This is a genomic window from Algibacillus agarilyticus, from assembly GCF_003286125.1.
Classification (GTDB): Bacteria; Pseudomonadota; Gammaproteobacteria; order Enterobacterales; family Alteromonadaceae; genus Algibacillus; species Algibacillus agarilyticus.
Window position 1 is genome coordinate 273,801 of record NZ_QMED01000001.1, and the last position, 21,040, is coordinate 294,840.

At 40.0% G+C, this 21,040-nt stretch carries 17 protein-coding genes; 3 read left to right on the forward strand and 14 right to left on the reverse strand.

Annotated elements, in window-relative coordinates; all coding sequences use genetic code 11:
• Positions 1-74: 74 nt before the first annotated feature.
• The 5 genes from DPX34_RS01225 to pdsR form a co-directional block, all read right to left on the reverse strand.
• The gene (locus DPX34_RS01225) at positions 75-764 is read right to left on the reverse strand and encodes a phosphoglycolate phosphatase (RefSeq protein WP_111976589.1); all 690 of its coding nucleotides are present in this window, start codon (positions 762-764) and stop codon (positions 75-77) included.
• 12 nt (positions 765-776) lie between these two features.
• Positions 777-2,078, reverse strand: a complete 1,302-nt coding sequence (locus DPX34_RS01230; RefSeq protein WP_111976739.1) for a valine--pyruvate transaminase — start codon at positions 2,076-2,078, stop codon at positions 777-779.
• A 120-nt stretch (positions 2,079-2,198) separates the two neighbouring features.
• A complete protein-coding gene (locus DPX34_RS01235) occupies positions 2,199-2,993 on the reverse strand; it encodes a diguanylate cyclase (RefSeq protein WP_157964584.1) in 795 nt (264 codons plus the stop codon).
• Positions 2,994-3,198: 205 nt separating this feature from the next.
• Positions 3,199-5,409 carry a proteobacterial dedicated sortase system histidine kinase gene (gene pdsS / locus DPX34_RS01240; RefSeq protein WP_111976591.1) on the reverse strand — a complete coding sequence of 737 codons (2,211 nt, stop codon included), beginning with the start codon at positions 5,407-5,409 and terminating at the stop codon, positions 3,199-3,201.
• 21 nt (positions 5,410-5,430) lie between these two features.
• Entirely contained in the window at positions 5,431-6,120 is a 690-nt protein-coding gene (pdsR, locus tag DPX34_RS01245; RefSeq protein WP_111976592.1) for a proteobacterial dedicated sortase system response regulator, read from the reverse strand.
• Positions 6,121-6,340: 220 nt separating this feature from the next.
• Here pdsR and pdsO point away from each other — a divergent pair, with 220 nt between their 5' ends.
• Together pdsO and DPX34_RS01255 are read left to right on the forward strand one after the other, a co-directional pair.
• Positions 6,341-7,090 (forward strand): sortase-associated OmpA-like protein PdsO, encoded by a 750-nt coding sequence (gene pdsO / locus DPX34_RS01250; protein WP_111976593.1) that lies wholly within the window; start codon positions 6,341-6,343, stop codon positions 7,088-7,090.
• 202 nt (positions 7,091-7,292) lie between these two features.
• Positions 7,293-7,502 carry a hypothetical protein gene (locus DPX34_RS01255; protein WP_111976594.1) on the forward strand — a complete coding sequence of 70 codons (210 nt, stop codon included), beginning with the start codon at positions 7,293-7,295 and terminating at the stop codon, positions 7,500-7,502.
• Here the strand turns inward: DPX34_RS01255 and DPX34_RS01260 are convergent.
• From DPX34_RS01260 to DPX34_RS01275, 4 genes are all read right to left on the reverse strand, one after another.
• Entirely contained in the window at positions 7,499-8,548 is a 1,050-nt protein-coding gene (locus tag DPX34_RS01260; protein ID WP_111976595.1) for a retropepsin-like aspartic protease, read from the reverse strand. The two genes, DPX34_RS01255 and DPX34_RS01260, sit on opposite strands and share 4 nt — an antisense overlap.
• 36 nt (positions 8,549-8,584) lie before the next feature.
• Positions 8,585-9,421 carry a glucosaminidase domain-containing protein gene (locus DPX34_RS01265; protein WP_111976596.1) on the reverse strand — a complete coding sequence of 279 codons (837 nt, stop codon included), beginning with the start codon at positions 9,419-9,421 and terminating at the stop codon, positions 8,585-8,587.
• Between the two features lie 301 nt (positions 9,422-9,722).
• Positions 9,723-10,805 (reverse strand): S41 family peptidase, encoded by a 1,083-nt coding sequence (locus DPX34_RS01270; protein ID WP_111976597.1) that lies wholly within the window; start codon positions 10,803-10,805, stop codon positions 9,723-9,725.
• Between the two features lie 222 nt (positions 10,806-11,027).
• A complete protein-coding gene (locus DPX34_RS01275; RefSeq protein WP_111976598.1) occupies positions 11,028-11,804 on the reverse strand; it encodes an alpha/beta hydrolase in 777 nt (258 codons plus the stop codon).
• A 404-nt stretch (positions 11,805-12,208) separates the two neighbouring features.
• Between DPX34_RS01275 and DPX34_RS21840 the strand changes: the two genes are divergently transcribed.
• Positions 12,209-14,086 (forward strand): carbohydrate-binding protein, encoded by a 1,878-nt coding sequence (locus DPX34_RS21840; protein WP_198673595.1) that lies wholly within the window; start codon positions 12,209-12,211, stop codon positions 14,084-14,086.
• A 468-nt stretch (positions 14,087-14,554) separates the two neighbouring features.
• Here DPX34_RS21840 and DPX34_RS01290 read toward each other — a convergent pair whose 3' ends face one another.
• The 5 genes from DPX34_RS01290 to pepP all read right to left on the reverse strand — a co-directional run bounded on the left by DPX34_RS01290 (position 14,555) and on the right by pepP (position 21,034).
• On the reverse strand, positions 14,555-16,135 hold the full coding sequence (locus DPX34_RS01290; RefSeq protein WP_111976599.1) for an ABC-F family ATPase: 1,581 nt from the start codon (positions 16,133-16,135) through the stop codon (positions 14,555-14,557).
• Between the two features lie 315 nt (positions 16,136-16,450).
• Positions 16,451-17,299, reverse strand: a complete 849-nt coding sequence (locus tag DPX34_RS01295) for a 23S rRNA (adenine(2030)-N(6))-methyltransferase RlmJ (protein ID WP_111976600.1) — start codon at positions 17,297-17,299, stop codon at positions 16,451-16,453.
• Positions 17,300-18,514, reverse strand: a complete 1,215-nt coding sequence (locus DPX34_RS01300) for a UbiH/UbiF/VisC/COQ6 family ubiquinone biosynthesis hydroxylase (protein ID WP_111976601.1) — start codon at positions 18,512-18,514, stop codon at positions 17,300-17,302.
• Positions 18,511-19,704 carry a 2-octaprenyl-6-methoxyphenyl hydroxylase gene (gene ubiH, locus DPX34_RS01305; protein ID WP_111976602.1) on the reverse strand — a complete coding sequence of 398 codons (1,194 nt, stop codon included), beginning with the start codon at positions 19,702-19,704 and terminating at the stop codon, positions 18,511-18,513. The genes DPX34_RS01300 and ubiH overlap by 4 nt, the downstream gene beginning before the upstream one ends.
• Before the next feature lie 16 nt (positions 19,705-19,720).
• On the reverse strand, positions 19,721-21,034 hold the full coding sequence (gene pepP / locus DPX34_RS01310; RefSeq protein WP_111976603.1) for a Xaa-Pro aminopeptidase: 1,314 nt from the start codon (positions 21,032-21,034) through the stop codon (positions 19,721-19,723).
• Between the last annotated feature and the right edge of the window lie 6 nt (positions 21,035-21,040).

The window sequence follows — 21,040 nt, forward strand, 5'->3', positions numbered from 1 at the left end:
AATTTTGTTGCTGATATACAGAGAAAAAAGTCATCAACTTGTTAATTGCTTAAAAGTACAACAACCTTTGCCTATTAAACCGAAACCAACGCCGGCTCAAAAAGTGGTAAATCGCGTAATTGGGCAAACTTATCAATCACAAATGTCGGATTAGCGCTCGCAATAGGTACATCATAATTGTAACCATAGGTTAAGCCTACCGATTGACAACCCGCTGCTTGTGCGGCATTTATATCATTTTCAGAATCACCTACCATCACCACTTCATCCATCGTGAACTGATATTTATCACACAACCAGTGTAACCCCATCGGCGAAGGCTTGCGTTCAGGTAAGGTATTACCCGCAATGGTATATTCAAAAAATTGTGCAATACCAAAATGCACCAGTAACGGCTCAATAAAACATTCTGTTTTATTAGTCAGCACCGCCATTTTATAACCTTGCTTGGCAAAAAAGCCGAGCGTTTCAGCCACATCAGGATAAATTAAATCATGAGCGTGACCGGCATTTTGGTATGCGTCATTGAAAATTCCACGTGCTCTTTGTAATAAGTCACTCGGTAATGCGGGATCGATTGTTTGACTGTCGCTTAACCCACGCGCGACGAGTACATCACTACCATTGCCTATCCAACGGCGCGTTTTATCGGGTCCAGCGGCCGGATACCCAACCCCCGTTAATGCACTATCAAGTGCAAAGTTAATACTCGGTAACGAATCAATCAAAGTCCCGTCTAAATCAAATACAATTAACTTAATCATTTGGTTCCTATTTTAAATTTTCTCGGTTAGGCCACTTGGGTATAATTTTTTTATTTCACGCCCTAAAATACCCGCGGCTTGGCTTAAAACCGTTTCTGACTGGCAATAAGATAAACGCAAACATTCATGTTTATGTGGCCATTCATCCGGTAAAGCAAAAAAGAACGGTTCGCCATCCATCACTAAAACGCCTTCGTTTTTTAAGTTTTGATATAAAACTGAAGAATGAACAGGCAAACCTTCTAGCCACAGCCAAATAAAGAATGCCCCTTCTGGTTGATGAAAACGAAAAGGCACGCCTTTTAAAGCGTTGATTAATTCACTAATAAAATAATCGCATTTTTTTTGATAAAACGGCTGTAAAATTGTTTTACTTATTTTAGACACTAGCCCTTGGTCTAATAATCGAGTCATGAGCTCAGGGCCTAAATTACCATTAGCTAAACTCATTATCGTGTTCGCTTTAACCACGTTTTTCACCACTTCGGGTTTAGCAATAACAATACCGGTACGCACAGCCGGCAAACCTAATTTTGATAAACTCAACACGAGAATATGTTCATCTTGCCACTGGTAATGACTTTCTTGATAAACAATACCAGGAAAAGGTTCACCATAAGCACAATCGATAATTAATGGAATTTGATGCTGTTTAGCAAGATCTGACAATTGCGAAAGCTCAGCTTCCGAAACCATATTACCCGTTGGATTAGTCGGTCGTGATACACATAAAGCGGCAACAGAAGGGTCAATAGTAAGCGCATCAAAATCAATTTTATATTTAAAAAAATGCTCACCCTGTAATTCAATTTTAGGTTTAACACCGGCAAAATAATGCTCAGCTAACGCTTGATCGCTATATCCTAAATATTCAGGCACCAGTGGAAACATTATTTTTTTATGAACGGTTTGGCCCTGCTCGTCAGGTCGCTCAGCATTATTAGCATGCTCACCCGCCAACATATTCAGTAAAATAAAAAAAGCTGACTGGCTGCCATTCGTCACGGCTATATTATCTTCCGTTACCGGCCAGCCGCATTCATCTTGTAGATAGGTTGCGAGTGCACTAATAAAATTTTCAGCGCCTTGGGGTGACTGATAAATGCCAATCAGTTTATGTAATTCTGCAGGGGTTTGTGCGATTTGCTGCAATTGCTCAGCAATGATATTTTCAAATTCAGGTATTTGCGCGGGGTTGCCACCACCTAAAAATAAAATATCAGGGTTTACATTAAGTGCATTCCCTAAATCAGCCATTAAATTAACAATGCCTGAATCAGGCGTGAGTTGCTGGCCAAACTTAGAAAGTTTCATTGGAGGGTCTCTGTTCGTCATATCAAAAATAAAAAAAGCGCTTATCGCGCTTTTTATTAACAACCTAAATAGCTAACAACAAACTCAAGCTATTCGGCACCTGTTACAAACTATTTTACGCTAAAGCGTATTGACATCAAACCATAATTCTTTGCGGTCGAGTGGTGTTTGAGCGGTTAAATGTGGGTTATCGATACGAATAATACGGCGTTGTTTAATATTCGCTTTTTGTAAAACATCTTTAATTAGCGGATGATTGAAAAAGAATTCATCAAAACTGCCATCAGCAATCGTCGCTTCAAGCATCCGTTCTGTATCTCGCCCTAATTCGGCATTTTGCTTACCCACAAATAAATACAAAGGTAACGGATACACCAGCATGATTTCGGGTTCAACAGCTAAGTTAAGTTCACGTCGCGACGCAATTTCAGAAAAAGGCTCATGAATACCACGCGGGAAATAATCAAAACGACTACCTTCGAGCATATAAAATAAATTGTTATATTTAAGTTCTGATACCGTTGGAATACCTGCACTTAATAAAATTTGCGTGTCTGACCACATTTGCCCTTGACCGGCTTTAAAGCGAACCAGATCATCAAAATTGCGAATTTTTGAAAAACGAGCTTGTTCACCATCGCGAATTATTAATAACCGGTGTCCCAATAAACCTTTCAAAATAGGGATTCTAATAGGCATTAAAATATCTTCGATGCGTGAACCTGCAGCAAAAGCAGCAATAGATAACGCGCCCGTTTGTAATTCAACCTCTTGACGAGATTCAACAACCGGTCCGCTATTGGGTTCGAGTTGATATTTAGCTGAATTTTTAAATAAAAATTTTAATAAATCGACATGATAGGCATCTTTAGGCTCTGTCACATTAAGATGTATCACCGGTATTTTCGCACTCACATTTAAGCTTAAAAAACATAAGTATAAACACACCAGCACCGAACTTATAAATCGCATATAACCCTCATACACCCTATTAAAAGATTAGAAAACACGCATCACTGAATACGGCCAGTCAACACATGAGTAAAACACTTTAATTCACAAAACGTTAACAATACCCTGTGTGGCATGCACTAAACAATGATCTATCGTTTAAGCGGGCTTATCCAGAGGTTAACGGGATAGTCACCTCGGCATTCACGCCATTTTTTGTCGCGTTATTTGCAATCTTAATTTGACCTCCATGAAATTCAGCAACCAACCTAGCAATATATAACCCCAAGCCTAAATGCGGTTGAGATTGCTGCTCACCTTTACGCACCGATACCATTGAATCAAATAATCGACTTTGCATTTCCTCAGGTAACAATACACCCAAGTTGCTAACAGAAAGCACCAGTTCAGATTTTATTTGCATAAGTTTGATCAAGATCACGGTATCAGGCTCTGCAAACTCAACCGCGTTGGCAATCAACTTGTCAAATAATTGCGCAAATAGCTCAGGTGCGCCTTCAACTAATCCGCCTTCACCAGCAACATGCTCATCACTATTATTTTCTATATAACTAATAGTAGCGGTAAATTCAAACTTTACCGCTTGATAAGTTAATTTATAACCTTCAACGCAACCGGTAACCACATCGAGCAATACATAATGCTGTTTCTCTGTATTTTGTAATGCGTATTCTAAACGAGTGGCTTCACTCATGAGCGTTAAAATACTCGATAAGCGATTAACACCTTCTTTAGCGCGAGTCATGTAAACACTGCTTGCGGCGACTTCACAATCCAGTTCAAGTGATTCAAGCGACGAGCGCACAACGGCAACCGGCGTGCGCAATTCATGTGATAAACGCCCAGACATTCCTTGCAAATATTGCGTGTACTCGCTTAATCGTGTCACCATATCACCAAAACTGCGTTGTAAATCACCTATCTCATCACTGGCACGTGTCGGCTCAATTGCATTTATTATTTTACCTTGCTCATCAATCGCTTGTTCCGTTAGATTGCGTAATTTTACAATGCGCGACGATATGCGCGATGCAAATAAAAATAAGGCTAAGGTCCCTAATACCATCACAGCAATAATCACGTTAAAGAGTTTTTCTAACGCTTGATTTCTTAAAGTACGAATGCCATTGGTCGTTTCTTCTGCAATCACAACCCCCATAACCTGACCATCACTGTATATAGGAGATGCAGCCGATAAAATCACAGCTTGCTTATCGGTTGTTAAGCGCCACGTGGTAGCCGCTTTGCCTTTTAAAGCTTGATTAATATGGCTACCTTGTAATTGCGCAGCATCATATAATTCATCACTAAAATCGGTTGGCGGTTTAGTTAAAATTTTATAATACAAGGTTGTTAACCAACGCTTAAGGGTTGAATCCGTTTGCTCTTGTTTAACCGGCTGAGCCACTTGACTCCACACGCCTTCTGATTGTTTTATATCACCGGTTTGCGCTAATACTCGACTATGTTGGTCGACTATCCATATTCGAGACTGGCTATGCCCTAGCCCTTTTAAAATACGTTCTATTTCCGGAGACGGCACTAAGATAGTGCCAAGTTGGTCAGGTTGTTTAAAATTAGCGGTGCCCATGGTCACTTTTTCAGACGAACCTTGTGTGCTGTTGGTATCAATGTCCGTGATCGCAAAACTGAGCTGGCTGCCCAATAACTCAAGCGGAATACGCAGTTCAACATTGTAGCCTTTCGCGGTTTGCAACCAAGCACCTTGGATCCGAGATTCGGGCCTTAAGGGTTCATTAGTGATCACTTCGGTGCGCAACTCATACGGGGTCAACCAACCGGGTTCAGGAGTCGTAATTAAATAACGTCTAAAATCACCTGCGGGCGTCACAAAGGCAATTTGTAATAAATCATTACCGTCTACTTTTAAACTGTTTTTAGGTCGGTAAATAACATTATCGTCGGTCACTTCAAAGTAGCTATATAAATAATCGCGATACTTACCCACCATATGATTAAATTGCAAAGAGTCCGCTTTGAAATATGGCTTTCCTTCGAGAATATACTTTTCATCATAAGTGATCGCATGTTGCGTATCACGCCAATCTTCTAATTTTCCATCTAACCGGATAGGGTCAACAATAGGATAAGCATAAAGATCACGCCCTTGTTGTACACTGGGTAAAAAGCTCGCTTGACTATCAAATAACTTGGGGCGTTCATGTAAAGCCGTGGCGACGGCTCTAACCGTGCCCATTAATGTCTTCTCTTGTCCAATACGCAGGTATTTTTCCATCTCCCACACGTATTCATAACCCAGCCACGGAATGCAAAATAAAAAGCCTGATAACAACAATAGTTTAAAGCGTAAACCAAACTTAAACCGACCTAATTTCATAGCACCACTTATTTTTAAACATTAAAGCTTCCAGCGATAGCCCATACCATAAACCGTATCAATACAATCAAAGTGGGGATCAACAGCGATAAATTTTTTGCGAATACGTTTAACATGCGATGTGATGGTACTGTCATCCACATACACTTTCGCGTCTTGCATTAATTGTTGTCTATTTTTGACATGCCCAGGGGTTTTAGCCAATGAATAGATCATCCAAAACTCAGTCACGGTTAAATCAATATAATGCTCAGCCCATTGAACCGTCATGCGTTCTAACGCTAAAGTTAATTGACCACACTGAATAATTTCATCCTGATTTTTAGGTTTTGCAGTGGCTTCAATTCGGCGAAATAACGCCGCAATCCGCGCCGTCATGTGCGGCATACTAATATCTTTAGTTAAATAATCATCAGCCCCCATTCTCAAACCACTCACAGTATCAAAATCATTATCACGCGCAGTTAAAAATATAATAGGAATAGAACTCGAAAGACCACGCAAGGTTTGGCATAACACAAAACCACCATCTATTTCGTTCTCTAAACCGATATCGATAATGGCTAAATCAGGTAAGCGTTCTTCAAAAGCCGCTGTGGCTTGCAAACGGTTTGAGTAAGTTTGAACTTGATAGCCTTGCTTAGTTAAAAGCTCAGCGTAGTTTTCTCTAATAGCGACTTCATCTTCAACAATCGCAATGCGTTGGCTCATGATTAATTACATAGTGATATTTAAACAGGGTGTTCACTATACCTAAAAATAATCACAAAAATAGAGCCGCAGGGCAATTGCCTTTTTTTCGCCATAATTCAACAGTGCATTACCTTTTTTCATCCCAAACTTCGCCATTTGAGTTGTGTTTAATAAGTCCTGTCGGCACAACACAGGTTGTTTGCCAAAACAAACAAAATCAAACACAAGGAAATACCTAATGAAAAAGCAACTTATTACTTCAGCACTTTTATTGGCATTAACCAGCACAAGTAGTTTCGCTAACAGCAATTTAGCTAACCATGATAAAGAAGAATATGAAAAAAACGGTTTAATCGGATTTGGCAGCGGAGCCGCAATCGGTGCCATTTTTGCGGGGCCGATTGGGGCGGTAGCCGGAGCAACCATTGGCGGCATCATTAGCTACTACGAAACAACCAATGATATTAATGATAAAACCATACAAAGCACCAATGCAGCACTAAGCCAAGCGAAAAACCAACAACAAACACTCGCGCGAAATGTAAACCAATTGGCCAGCACCAACAAACAGTTGCAAACACAAATAATGCACGCAGAAAAAACGCTCGCATCAGCTGAAGTCATTGAAAAATTAAAGCTCAATTTACAATTTACCATTGGCTCAAGCGACGTCCAATCGATTTATCAAGACCAAGTATTACAGCTCTCACAACTTGCTAAACAAAATACCGACTTGCACATTCAACTCAATGGTTATGCCGATCGCAGTGGTGAAGATGAACGCAACTTGGTTTTATCAAAACAACGTGTAAACGCTGTTAAAAAATTACTGGTTGCTCAAGGTATTAATGCAGAACGCATCTCGACTCAAGCTTATGGCGAATCAGCGCCATTGGCCAGCGAGCAAACGTATCAAAATGACTTTTTTGACCGTCGTGTTGAAATCAAATTAGTGCCTCAAGCTATTTTAACCGCAGCCAACGATTAAAAAAAACTCTTTTTTAGGCGCATGACAAGGATGTCTTTTTTCATTGCCGTTCACACTGAACAACACTATTTAAGCGAATGGGAAGGTTTGCACAACGCTAACATTTATGCATAAAAGCGAGCTTAAATAGGTTCAGGGTGAACGACCACACTCAATAACCGAATTAATCTAAACAACAAAAAAGGTCAGGTAATAAAAATGTATGCGAGCAATTAAAGCACTGATTATTATTGTGATATGGCTATCTTTTGCTGCTTTTATCAGTTCAGCTAAAGCTCATTTAATTCAAACCAGAGCCAATGTCATAACGCAACGTATTTCACTAAATAACCATCTATTTAGCAATCATCAATTCAACAATCATCAAAAAAACCGTAAAGACTTCGGGATCATCACGACGGTCGCATTTTAGCGCGCAAAAATATGGCCTAATTTGTTGCTGTAATCTAAGGTGATGACAAAATTTTTCAGCATTTCGTAACCGATTAAACCATCGGCATGCACACCTTGATTCAAGTTACTAGCGTCATCTTGCATAGGCACATGTACAATCGCATTCGTTAAATTAAAAGGCCCAATTTGTGCATTGGGTATTTGTAACACAAACGTTTTGGTTTCTTGCATTACGCCTTTAAGTTGACCGGTTCTGATCTGATATTGCGATATCCAATTGGCTTGTGCTGCTAATGCATGACTCACCACAATACCGGCGTTATTTCCCGTATCAAGCACTAAAGATAAACGAGTGTTTTGTTGAATATAGGCATCAATTAAAAATAAGCGCCCTTTAGCTTGTAAACGCAAATTAGCAACTTGTTTTAGCGGTGTTTTATGCGGGTTTAATAAACGAAGGGTTTGCTGTGGATAGTCTATTTGTATTAAACGGTTAAAGAAAAACCCAACGCCGATGATGACATCAACCGACAGTGCATCTAATGCGATCGCCTTGATATTACGATCGGTTTGTCCGAGTAATGTCAGGTTTAATCCCGTCACAAAGGGCGCAGCGCCAATACCCAAAACCCCTTTAACGTTTATTGTTTTTTTACTTAAGCTACCCAATTGATGCTTTTGCAAAAAAGCGGTATTAAAAACATGATACTCAGCCCCAGTATCAATCATGGCATTCGCTTTAATACCATTTATATCAACAACAATCGCGATAAAGCCACTATCCGCTTTAAACGCGAGCTTTGTCATTATGTTAGCGGGTTTTATGTTAGCGGATTGATTGCTGCGTTTAGCCTTACTTTGTATCGTTTTACTGTGTACGGCTTTATTGGGTATTAAATGATTAAAATCACGGTTATTTAAAGCCGCAGTTTGCGCGTTAACCGAGGCTAATATCCCCAGTTGGAGGTAGCCTAACAGCAATAAAAAAATCGGCTTTTTATTCAACTTAATCCCATTCATTATCCATTGATTTAAAATAACAAATAATGACGCAAGAAAGGGCATAAATAGACTCGCTGAATAAAAAGCTAAATCATCAAGTTATAGCTTAATTTGCTGATAATTATGTAGTTTATTTTGACGCATAAATTTTGTTATTTTAACGACATATTCATGTTTTTCTTCTGAATAACGTAATAGGCCTTGAGCTAAATCTGCGCCTTTAGGTATTTTTTTTGCGTTGCGCTGTGTTTCACGAATTTTACGTAAATCAACATAGGCGGTATTCGTATTTAAGTTATGTAAATAAGCACGAATAGCATCATTCACCGTATTAAATTTAGCCACTTCATGACTTTTATCTGAATCGCGTGAACTCGGAACCATGCCACAGCCTTTTGTGAAACACCATTGACCAAATAGATTGTTACCCTGTCTTGAAAAACGAGAACTCCCCCAGCCCGATTCTAAGGCGGCTTGTGTTAACGCCAGCGCGGGTGGAATAAAATCAACACGGCGTAATAAACGCGTCATCAACGTGGCATTAATATCGGTTTCTGCAATTTTGTATTTTGCCGCGGTTTTTTGTAAAAACTGTTCATCACTTGACGATAAGTTAGTTAAACCTTGTTCTTGCAGCGCAATAATTTTAGAACGCAGTGCTAAAACATGATTATTTTCAACAAAAATAATCGGATATAATGTATCAAAAAATGTCGCCTTCTTTTGTTTCACATCTTTGATATCAGAAAACTTAGGCAATTTCTTTAACATATCAACTTGTGTCACAGTCGGTAACGGTCTTACGGTTTGAGCGACCTTAGCAGGCGATAAAACCAGCGGTACAACCTCTTCTTCACTTGAAAAAAACCAATAAACCGTGCCTATCACTAATAATAAAACCAAACCCAAAGGCAGCAGTAACTTTTTAATATTCATAAATAAAACCCTAATCAAAGCTAACAACGATACTCAGGCTCTTTGACCAGCAAATGAATCGCTGCTCTGTTCTACAAAATAAAAACATGAACATGAACTTGAGTGAAATTAATTTTCACATTATACAGTGTTCCTCTTCAAATATAGTTTTTATTTATAGGGGAAAAAAGATACCTAATGCGTTGATTATATGCGCTTAATATATCACTAAAAAGTCACAATAATTCCCCCACCTAGAAACTGCACATTTCACTCATAATTAATAAACGAATGTTTTCTATTTGGTATCGAGGTATTCGGCTTAGTTAGTACTATCCGAGTTTATTCTTACTGTGTTTACTTTTGCTAACTCAAGCGCTTTGTTAAAAGCAGAATTAGCTTGAGTTTCGATGTTAGGTTTTATACCAACACCTTCAATGCGACCAGAATGAACCGAATAATAATCAGCGATGGGTAAATAAAGCTGTAAGCTTTCAGGTAAATCAAACATAATTTGCGATAGCATTTCGCCCGCAGTTGGCTCACCAATAACCGTCACATTAGGCAAATTAACCAACGCATCGACTGCAAGTTCAGCGGCACTTGCTGTTTTTTTGCTAGTCAGCACATAAACCGGCCCTTTAAATATCGGTAGCATAGGTTGAAATTGAACTCGCGTTAACGGTGCTGCTTGTACATCTTGCCAGAAAGACTTAATCGACCACCCTTGCCAAGCGGCAGGCTTGAGCATATCAGCTTGTTTAGGCGAACTCGCGTTAGCGTTAAACCATTGTTGTGAAACAAATCCACCGACATCAAGCGGTGACGTTAACAAGTGTCCGACTAGTGGTTTAACAGCAAATGCACCACCGGTGTTATTACGTAAATCAATAATAAGCGCACTCGCTTGTTGTGTCACAAGAGTTGAGTATGCTTTATTAATAAACGCAATAGTGTCGTTTCCCATCATGGTATTAATCGTTAAAATGGCAGCACCTTGTTGCCACGTTAATGAATATGCTTGCTCACCCACATTCATAGTATCTAAATAGTTGGCTAATTGGCTTGCCGACTGATGAGCATGATCTAAACGTACATGAGAAAAAGGCCCCTGTTGCCAAATAGCATTAAACGCATGAATAAACTCACTTTTACTCAATTTAGATTGTGTTAGCTGTTCTACTTTTTGTTTAGTTGCAAGGTAGTCGGGTAATGTTAGCGCTTCTGGGTTGTAATGGTGAGCTTTCATTAATTGATTTATTTTGCTGATCACTAAACTCAAGTTAAGTGTATTTTCAGTCGTTTCGGTTTGATCTAAATTTTGATTGGCTTGCAACAAGCCAGACAAAAATAAGGAAGGAAGTAAAACAAGTAAGCTTAAACGCTTCAACAATAATTTATTCATATCAATAGTACTCTAAAGGTTAATATCACTTGTAGAGCAATAAATACGCCAAAAATTAAACCCTTGTTTTTAAAGAAATAATACAAAATGTAAAAAATAAAGGCTAAAAATTTTACTAAATAATGGTTAAATTAACCAAAGCAATATTAATGTCTGCTGAACTTACTTAATACGGTTATTTAGCGTTAGTTTATCTGCACGGCTTAATAACAAAATAGCGCATTACTCGCTAAACTCAGAAGTAGATAAAAACAATTCAGCTCGCTTATAAAAATCAGGTTTGGTTAAAATATTACGATGATTCGCATTTTTTACCGTGACGACCAATGGTGATGAAGTAAACGCTTTAATCAAATTTTGGGTATTAACATGCGGCACAACATGATCTGTTTCAGCAATGAAGATTAAAACCGGTGCGGTTATTTGCTGTGCTCGACTAGCCGAATCAAATTTGTCTTTTAATAAAATAGACATTGGAAACATAGGATAACGTCCTTGTGCAACTTGTTCGATACTGTCAAAAGGTGTAACCAAAATTAACTTATGTATATTACGGTTAGCGGCCACATAACTCGCCACGCCGGTACCTAAACTTCGACCTAATAAATCAATCGAATCATGTTCAGTTTTTATATGGTCAAATAATTGTAAGGCGTCACTAAAAATACCCGCTTCTGAAGGCGTACCTTCACTACCACCGTATCCTCGGTAACTCATCAAATATACGGTATAGTCACTAAATTGCTCTTTTAAATGCACGGCTTGATGCGCTGGCTTAGTCGCGTTGCCGCCAAAAAAAATTAACGCGTTGCGTTTACCCGGATTAACTATCAATGTTTTAACATTAATATTGTCATTATTAAGCTCGAGCTCAGCAAATTCATGCTCATATACTGGCGAAGGAAAAAACACAAAGCTGCGTTGTTCCACATATAAATAAGTGCCTGCCGCAAAATAAGCAAACATTAATAAACTCAAAACAACTTTAAATAGGCGCATATCAATAATCAAAATAAGGGTAAAAGTGAGGTATAGTCTTCTCGCTCAGGTTTAATGGTTCATTGTCAGCGCTTACTCGCCCCAATCACATAGTAGAGCATATGCTCATGGCGTCTCGAAGCTTGACGGCTTTGCTTACATGGATGTAAGTACTTCGGTTTCGTCTGGAACTAGAAACCTGCCCCTAAACCCCGATCGCTTTGACTATATATCCTACCCAAAAACCAAACAAAAGTCGTAACTTATACTCAAAAGAACCATAAATCATATTAAATAAGCAGTTGATAACCTTAGACAATCTGTCATCGCTTAAAAAAAGTAGGCGATAATGCGAGAAAAACCTTTAAAAAAACCAATAAATTGTTAATATTGTAAATGTATTTTGTTAACAATAGGCAAAACAAATGAAACACACAACCTCTTTATTATTATCTTTAGGCTTGTCATTTTCAGCCACCGCGGCCGATTGGGATGCCCTACCGGTTCCAGCCGATGCAGGAGATGGCAACGCATGGGTTCAACATAAACTATCAGACGACTTTAATTATACCGCGCCTGCAGTGGGTAAAAATGATGAATTTTTTACCCGTTGGAAAGAAGGCTATATAGGCGATTGGTTAGGTCCTGGTAAAACCTATTGGGAATCAAGTCATTCAAAAGTTGAAAATGGATATTTAACATTACGTGCCAGCCGTGTTCCGCATGATCATGAAAATACAGATAAAGCCGGTGGGGTATTTTTAGGTAGTGTTACATCAAAAGAAACCGTCATTTTTCCTATTTTTATGGAAGCAAAAGTACAACTAAGTAACTCAGCGCTAGCATCTGATTTTTGGTTTTTAAGCCGAGATTCAACTCAAGAAATCGATGTAATCGAAGCGTACGGCGGAGATGGCGTTGATGTTGATGGCGATGGTCAAATTAGTGGCGATGTGGATAAAGACAATCGCTGGTTTTCAAAGAGCCTCCATTTAAGCAATCATACTTTTATAAGAGACCCTTTTACCGATTATCAACCTTCTGATTCTGAAGGGGTTGAAGGCACTTGGTATTCTGAAGCTGGCCGCACTAATTGGCGCGACGAATTTATTCGCGTGGGTGTTTATTGGAAATCGCCGACTCACCTCGAATACTTTGTTAATGGTAAACATGTAAGAACCGTAACCGATACCGGCTACTCTTACCTTGACCCAAACGGCACGTTAAAAAGCTTTAATACTGATTTTAACCCGCTTGATAAATATGATTACACAAATGGCGCAGGGTTAAACAAACCCATGCACGCAATAATCAATATGGAAGATCAAGATTGGCGTCATGCATTAGGCTTAACACCAACCGATGCCGAATTAGCGGATGATAGCAAAAATACCTACCTGATTGATTGGGTGCGCTTTTATAAACCCGTAGCTGAAGAAAACCTAGTTGATACATCAACATGGGCTGATGGCGATAGCATTATCACTGAATTTTCGATGTTTATTACGACGGGTAAAGACAGTGCAGCCGTGGGTGGAGATGACCATGTTGGCTTTAATGTTGCTGCACCAGATAACATTAATTTTAATACGTTAGGCGATTGGGCTACATACGAAATTAACTTTCCAAGTAAAGGCTATTACCGCACTGAATTTGTTATAGGCTCAGCAACCGAAACCAACCTTGGTGTACAAGTTTTTATTGATGATACCCCTGTCGCAATAACGAATTTTGATGGCACAGGCAAATGGGATACCTATAAAACCGTGATCGGTGAAACACTTTATATTGATACACCGGGTGTAAAAACCGTAAAAATTCAAAGTGCAGGTAGCGCGGCATGGCAGTGGAACGGCGATGAATTTAGGTTAGTTAACTTAATTAACCCAAGCGATCCGACACCTGATCCAACTCCGGATCCGACGCCTGATCCAACTCCGGACCCGACACCTGATCCAACTCCGGACCCAACGCCAGATCCAACACCGGACCCGACACCAGATCCAACTCCGGACCCAACTCCGGACCCAACGCCGGACCCGACACCAGATCCGACTCCGGACCCAACTCCGGACCCAACTCCGGACCCGACTCCGGACCCGACACCTGATCCAACACCTGATCCAACGCCGGATCCGACACCAGATCCAACTCCGGACCCGACGCCAGATCCAACACCAGATCAAGATTCGAGTGATGATGCTAATAATAGTGAAAGTGGTGGCGAAAGTGGCGGTGGCTCAATGAACTTTTGGCTTATTTTAACAGGTTTAATAATAAGCTTACGCCGTAAGATGCGTTAATTAAGTTATAAAATTAAACCACATAAAAAACCGAGAGTTTAAAGCTCTCGGTTTTTTTATGTTATCACCCATTGTTTATTCAAAAATGTAAGTGCGTAGCCTGCACCGCCAATTATTTTGACCTTAACTGAAACAAGTAAAACAAATACAACAAAGACAAAATAAAGAGACAAAAAAACGAGCCGCAGCTCGTTTTTAATAAAAACCTAAGGGTTATAGTCAAAGCGATCGGGTTTTAGGGGCAGGTTTCTAGTTCCAGACGAAACCGAAGTACTTACATCCATGTAAGCAAAGCCGTCAAGCTTCGAGCCCCCATGAGTATATGCTCTACTATGTGATTGGGGCCGCCTAAATGGATTTAGGTGTTAGAACGACGCAGGAGCCAAAGTCGAGAGTAAGCGCTGACAATGAACCATAAAACCTGAGCGAGAAGACTATATCTAAAAATAACCACAATCTAACTAACAGTTAGTGGTTTAAATACTCATCCAGCGTGCCATCAAAATTAATAACTTGCTTATCTTTAATATCAATAATTCGTGTAGCTAAAGACGAAACAAACTCACGGTCATGACTGACAAAAATAAGCGTGCCTTCATACAGTTTTAGTGCATTATTTAATGCCTCAATCGCTTCCATATCCATATGGTTCGTCGGTTCATCCATAATTAATACATTAATATCTTGCAGCATTAATTTGCCAAACAAGAGTCGATTTTTTTCACCACCAGAACAGTTGCGCGCTTTTTTGTTTGCATCATCTTCAGTAAATAATAAGCGCCCTAACATGCCACGTATCATTAAATCGTTATGCACGGGTCTACGCCACTGCGACATCCAATCCATAATGGTTAAATCATTATCAAATGCTGAACTGCTGTCTTGTGGACAATATCCCACATTAGCATTTTCAGACCATTTAACCACCCCATTCAACGGTGATAACTCATTGACTAAACAGCGTAAAAAAGTGGTTTTACCCACACCATTTTCGCCAATCACGGCTAATTTAGCGCCAGCTTCAAGGATAAGCTCACCTTTAGCAAATAACGTATTATCATCAAAACCGTGACCTAGGTTTTCAAGAATTAAAGCTTGGCGGTGCATTTTTTTACCCGCATCAAACCGAATACTCGGTGATACACGGCTTGACGATTTAACTTCATCTAGCTTAATTTTGTCCATGCGTTTAGCGCGTGAACTCGCTTGTTTAGCTTTAGACGCATTCGCACCAAAACGATTAACAAAGTCTTGTAATTCTTCAATTTCAGCGGCTTTTTTAGAGTTACTTGAAAGCAACTGCTCACGTATTAAACTTGATTGCTCAAGAAAATATTCATAATTGCCCGGATAAATACGCAATTCACCATAATCAATATCCGCCATATGTGTACAAACAGCGTTTAAAAAATGACGATCATGCGAGATGATGATCATGGTGCATTTTCGTTTATTGAGCTCGGTTTCTAACCAGCTTATAGTGTGAATATCCAAGTTATTGGTTGGCTCATCAAGCAATAAAATATCCGGATTAGCAAATAAGGCTTGGGCTAATAACACGCGTAACTTTCGGCCTGGTGCCACTTGCTTCATTAAACCAAAATGAAACTCTTCTTCAATACCGGCTTCAATTAAAATATCACCCGCGCGACTTTCTGCACTATAACCGTCCATTTCAGCAAACTCGCTTTCAAGCTCACCGGCTCTCATGCCATCTTCTTCTGTCATTTCAGGTTTTGAATAAATGGCATCACGCTCTTGCTTAATTTTCCATAATGCGACATCACCCATGATCACCGCATCGATTACACTATATTCTTCAAACGCAAACTGATCTTGGCTTAATGTACCTACTTTTAAGCCTTCAGTGATCGACATATTACCTGACGTTGGTGCAAGTTCGCCGCTTAAAATTTTCATAAAAGTAGACTTGCCGCAGCCATTTGCGCCAATCAAACCATAGCGGTTACCGTTACCAAATTTAGCCGAGATATTTTCAAATAATGGCTCAGGACCAAATTGCATTGTAATGTTCGAAGTAGTGATCAAAGGAGTATCCTATATTTACCGCTTAAAACACGGTAAATGGGTAATAATTTAAAAGAAATAATAAGGCGACAAAAAGAATGGGGTCGAGCCAAGATAAAGTAAAATAACGTTACCGCTCAAGCAATCATAAAATAAGGCCTTTTAAAGCCGCGCATTATACAGCAATCAAAGCAATGACCTAGCATAACTGCGGTTTTGATTAGGTTAATTCGTTCTAATTCTAAGGTTAAAGTTTACTTTGCTCTTAAAACAAAAAAAGCCGATAACATTAAACGTTATCGGCTTTTAAATTAAGTATGATGTGGTTGCTGCTTATTATTCTTCAACCCATTGCTCAGCTAAATAAGTTGCAGGTGCTTCTAGTGATAACATATCAGCTAAATAAGGCATGATAGCTTGCATATTACGCATTAAGGTCCAAGGCGGATTAATCACAATCATACCTGCGGCGGTCATGCCAAATTCATCTGAATCAGGCTGAACGGCAATTTCATAACGTTGAATATTACGAATACCACTGTCCATTAACTCGTGCTGCATACGCGTTATACGTTCACGCTGCACAACAGGATACCAAATGGCATAAGTGCCACTTGAAAAACGGTTATACGCTTTAACAATAAGATCGACCACATTATCGTAATCTTTTTTGATTTCGTAAGGGGGGTCAATCAACATTAATCCGCGTTTTTGTGCCGGAGGAACCAATCCAATGGCATTCACAAAACCATCTTCTTCAAGCACCTTCATTTGACGATCACGCCCAGCGAATGCTTTTAATAATTGAATATCGGTTGGATGAATTTCATGGGCAAAAAGCTGATCTTTGTGGCGCATCATGCTTTTAGTAAAATACGGAGAACCAGGGTAATTTAATAGCTTTTCATGATTATTAAACGTTTCAACGGCTTTTAAATAAGCATTAAGCGCATCTGATTCAACAGGCGGTTTTTCTTGCCATAAACGACCAATACCGGTTACGTATTCTTGTGTTTTTTGTGCGTGCGCGCTGGTGAGTTTATAACCGCCCGCGCCAGCATGTGTATCAATAACACAGTAAGGTTTATCTTTTAAATTTAAGTGCTGCAATATAGCAATTTGTACAATGTGTTTTAATACATCGGCATAATTGCCGGCGTGATAAGAATGTCGATAACTTAGCATTTATAAACCTTGTGCAAGTTTAGGTAAGCGCCCGGCTGTACCTCTTGCTTCATTAATAAGTTGTTGTTTAATAGGCGCAATTTGATTAGCGCTAATTAAGGCTAAACTGCGTAGCCATTTAATGGGCTTTAATTGGCTGGTAAAACTTTGATGAAATAATTCCATAGCGGCAATGCGGTCAAACGCTTCAGATTTGCGCCAACGTAATACTTTTTTAAGCTCGTCAAGATCACATCCGTGCTCAAGTATGCACTCACTTACGGCTAATGCATCCATTAACCCTAAGTTAGCCCCTTGTCCTGCCAAAGGGTGAATAGTGTGTGCGGCATCGCCAATTAACACGACATTGTGTTTAATAAAATCACGACTGTAGCGCATCGTCAGCGGAAAAGCCTGCCTTGCCGAACACAACTCAAGCATACCTAACACACCGTCAGATTGTGCGGTTATATGATGCGAGAATTCAATATCGCTCATAGCCAAACGCTGCTGGGCCACTTCAGTTTGTTGAGAATACACAATTGAACACAAATTAGCGTCGTAAAGCGGCAACAAGGCTAATGGGCCATTCGCCGTAAAAATTTGCCGTGCAATATGGTGGTGCGGCTTTTCAGTTTTGATTGTCGCGACAATCGCATTTTGTTGATAATCATTTTCGACTAACGGCATATTCATCATGTGACGAATGGATGAATGCGCACCATCAGCTGCAATCACCAACTTGCTTTGAATAAGTTGGCCATCAACTAACACAATGATACTTGAATCAAGATCGCTGTTTATTTGCGCAACCCGGCCAGAAATAACATCAACTTGATGGCTCGTTGCCGCCGCATTTTGCATTGTTAACGCTTGCCACAACCCCGCACACACCACGTCATTTTCAATAATACAACCTAGATGCTCTGCGTTAACATCTTGCGCATTAAACTCAACCCGGCCGGTATTATATTGATCCCAAACATCCATCCCCCGATAAGCACATAACCGTTGTTCACTAATCGCTTGCCACGCACCTAATTGCTCAAAAGCATTAATGCTAGCCTGATTAATCGCACTCACTCGTAAACCGGCAGGTTGTGTTTTATCAATTAAATCGACAGGGTCGGTATCAGAGATTAACACCACGTTTAATCGACTTTTTGCTAAGGCTAACGCACTTGTTAGGCCAATCATGCCCGAGCCAACAATCGCGACATCTGCTTTTATCATCATTTACTTAATCCCATCGCTTGCTGAGCAAACCAATTTTTAGCCAAACCGAAACGTTCAAACCCGCTCAATGCTTTTGTTCTAACATGGCTTAATAAAAAATCGTTGTTTGAAAAAATACGAACTAAGCCGTCTGTGGCGGCCACTATTTTTTGCGTATCACGTTGCCGATGCTCAATATAATGCTGCCACGTAACAAATTCGCCAATATCGGTGTTATGTTTATTCGCGTTTTTAAGCGCAAATACAATTTGTTCTATATCGCGTAAACCTAAATTTAAACCCTGTCCGGCAATAGGGTGAATGGTATGTGCAGCGTTTGCAACGAGTAAACAACGATGGTGATAAACTTGATCGGCTATTTGCCTGATTAAAGGGTATGTTTTGCGTGTGCCAACCTCAATTAACTCCCCTGCCCGATAGCCTAATGCTTTTTGCAACTCAGCAACAAACTCACGATCGCTTAATGCCATTAAATGGTCAACTCGATGCGCTTGTTGGCACCAAATTAAACCATAACGCTCATCTAACATCGGTAACATAGCGAGCGGCCCTTGCGCAGTAAAACGCTCAAATGCCGTATGAGGTGCGGTAGATTTAACCCGAACATTACAGCTAATCGCAACTTGATCATAAGCTGTCGCTTGTTGCTTTATGTTAAGCAATTCTCTTATACGACTTTGCGCACCGTCAGCACCCACCACTAATTTTGAACAAACAACGTGGTTATTATCTAATGTGAGTTCAACTTGTTCGGTTGATTGCTGTAACGACACAACCGAATGTGGGCAAAACAAACTGATCTGGCCACTACAGGCATTTAACGCTTGATGCAAAGCCGCGCCCAACACTTGCGCTTCAATAACATAACCTAAAGCCGGCTTTTGATAAGCCTGCGCATTAATTAAGCTATAACCTAACTGATGCTGGTCTGATATTTCAATATGTTTGATCGTGCCAACATGCGGCTCTAAAACAGGCCAAATATCCCACTGCTGCAATAATAAGGTTGAACCATATGAAAGCGCTAAAGCTCGGCCATCAAAACTGCCATGAGTTTTAGTATGCACCGGCTGAGCTTCAATAAGCGCGATTTTAAGCATTGGCATGGTTTTATGTAAAGCTAACGCCAAAGAGGCTCCTGCTAAACCAGCGCCAACAATACTTAAATCAAATTCAGGTTTAGATATCATATTGTTAATTATACAGTTAATTTTTTTTCGCCATTAATGCTTCAATAGCCTCAATGGTTTTGGGGGCGTTTTGGGTTAAATTTTCAAAGCCAGAATCCGTTATCACGACATTGTCTTCAATGCGAATGCCAATACCACGCCATTGCGGATCAACGTCAGCATCAAGGCTAATATACAACCCGGGCTCAACCGTTAAAACCATCCCGTTTTCAAAAGGACGCTCAGTATCTTGTTTTTTATAATCGCCCACATCATGCACATCTAACCCCAGCCAATGCCCTAAACCATGCATAAAATAATCACGATACGTTTTATGCTCAATGGCATCGGCAACTGAACCTGTAATAATGCCAAGCTCAACTAAACCACAACAAATAACCTCAATGGCTTTATCGGTTGCGAGTTTTAATGTTGACCCAGGTTTAATTAATTTCATTGATTCGGTTTGGGCATCTAAAACCAGTTGGTATAAGGTTTTTTGCGCAGGGCTAAATTGCCCAGATACCGGAAAAGTACGCGTAATATCAGCGGCATAACCATCAAACTCGCCACCGGCATCAATTAACACCAAATCACCCGATTTAAGCTGATCTTGATTATCGGTATAATGCAAAATATTAGCATTATCGCCACCGGCCACAATGGTATTATAAGCGGCTGAACGAGCGCCATTCATGGCGAACTCATGTAAAATTTCAGCTTCGAGTTGATATTCAAACACATCAGGTTGGCAAAATTGCATCGCACGCTGGTGCGCATGACAACTAATATTGCCAATATGCCGCATCACGGCGAGTTCTTCAGGTGATTTAAACAAGCGCATTTCATGCAAAATATCTCGGCTATCAAGCATTTGCTTAGGCGCTTTATGCAGCTTGGCTTGCTGGCGCAACGTATTCATAACCGAATACAAGGTTTCGTCGGCGGCGGCATATTCACCTATCGGCCAATAAATAGCGTTAACACCGTCAAGTAAGCCGCTTATTTTTTCATTAAATTCGGGTAACGCATAAGCGTCATCAAACAAAAACGTACTTTTGGCTAATTCGGGGCCGTATCGACGACCTTGCCAAATTTCAGCGGTTTTATCTTTAGGTCGACAAAATACTATTTGCTGGCTTGTGCCATCTGCAGCTTTAGTTAACACCAACCAAGCATCAGGCTCGTTAAAGCCCGATAAATACCAAAAATCACTATCTTGCCTAAACGTATATTCGGTATCGCGACTGCGCCGCGCTTCGGTATTAGCCGGAAAAACAGCCACAGAGTGACACGACATTTGAGCAATAAACTGCGCTCGACGCGCCTGATACGTAGCGAATTCAATCATAAAATA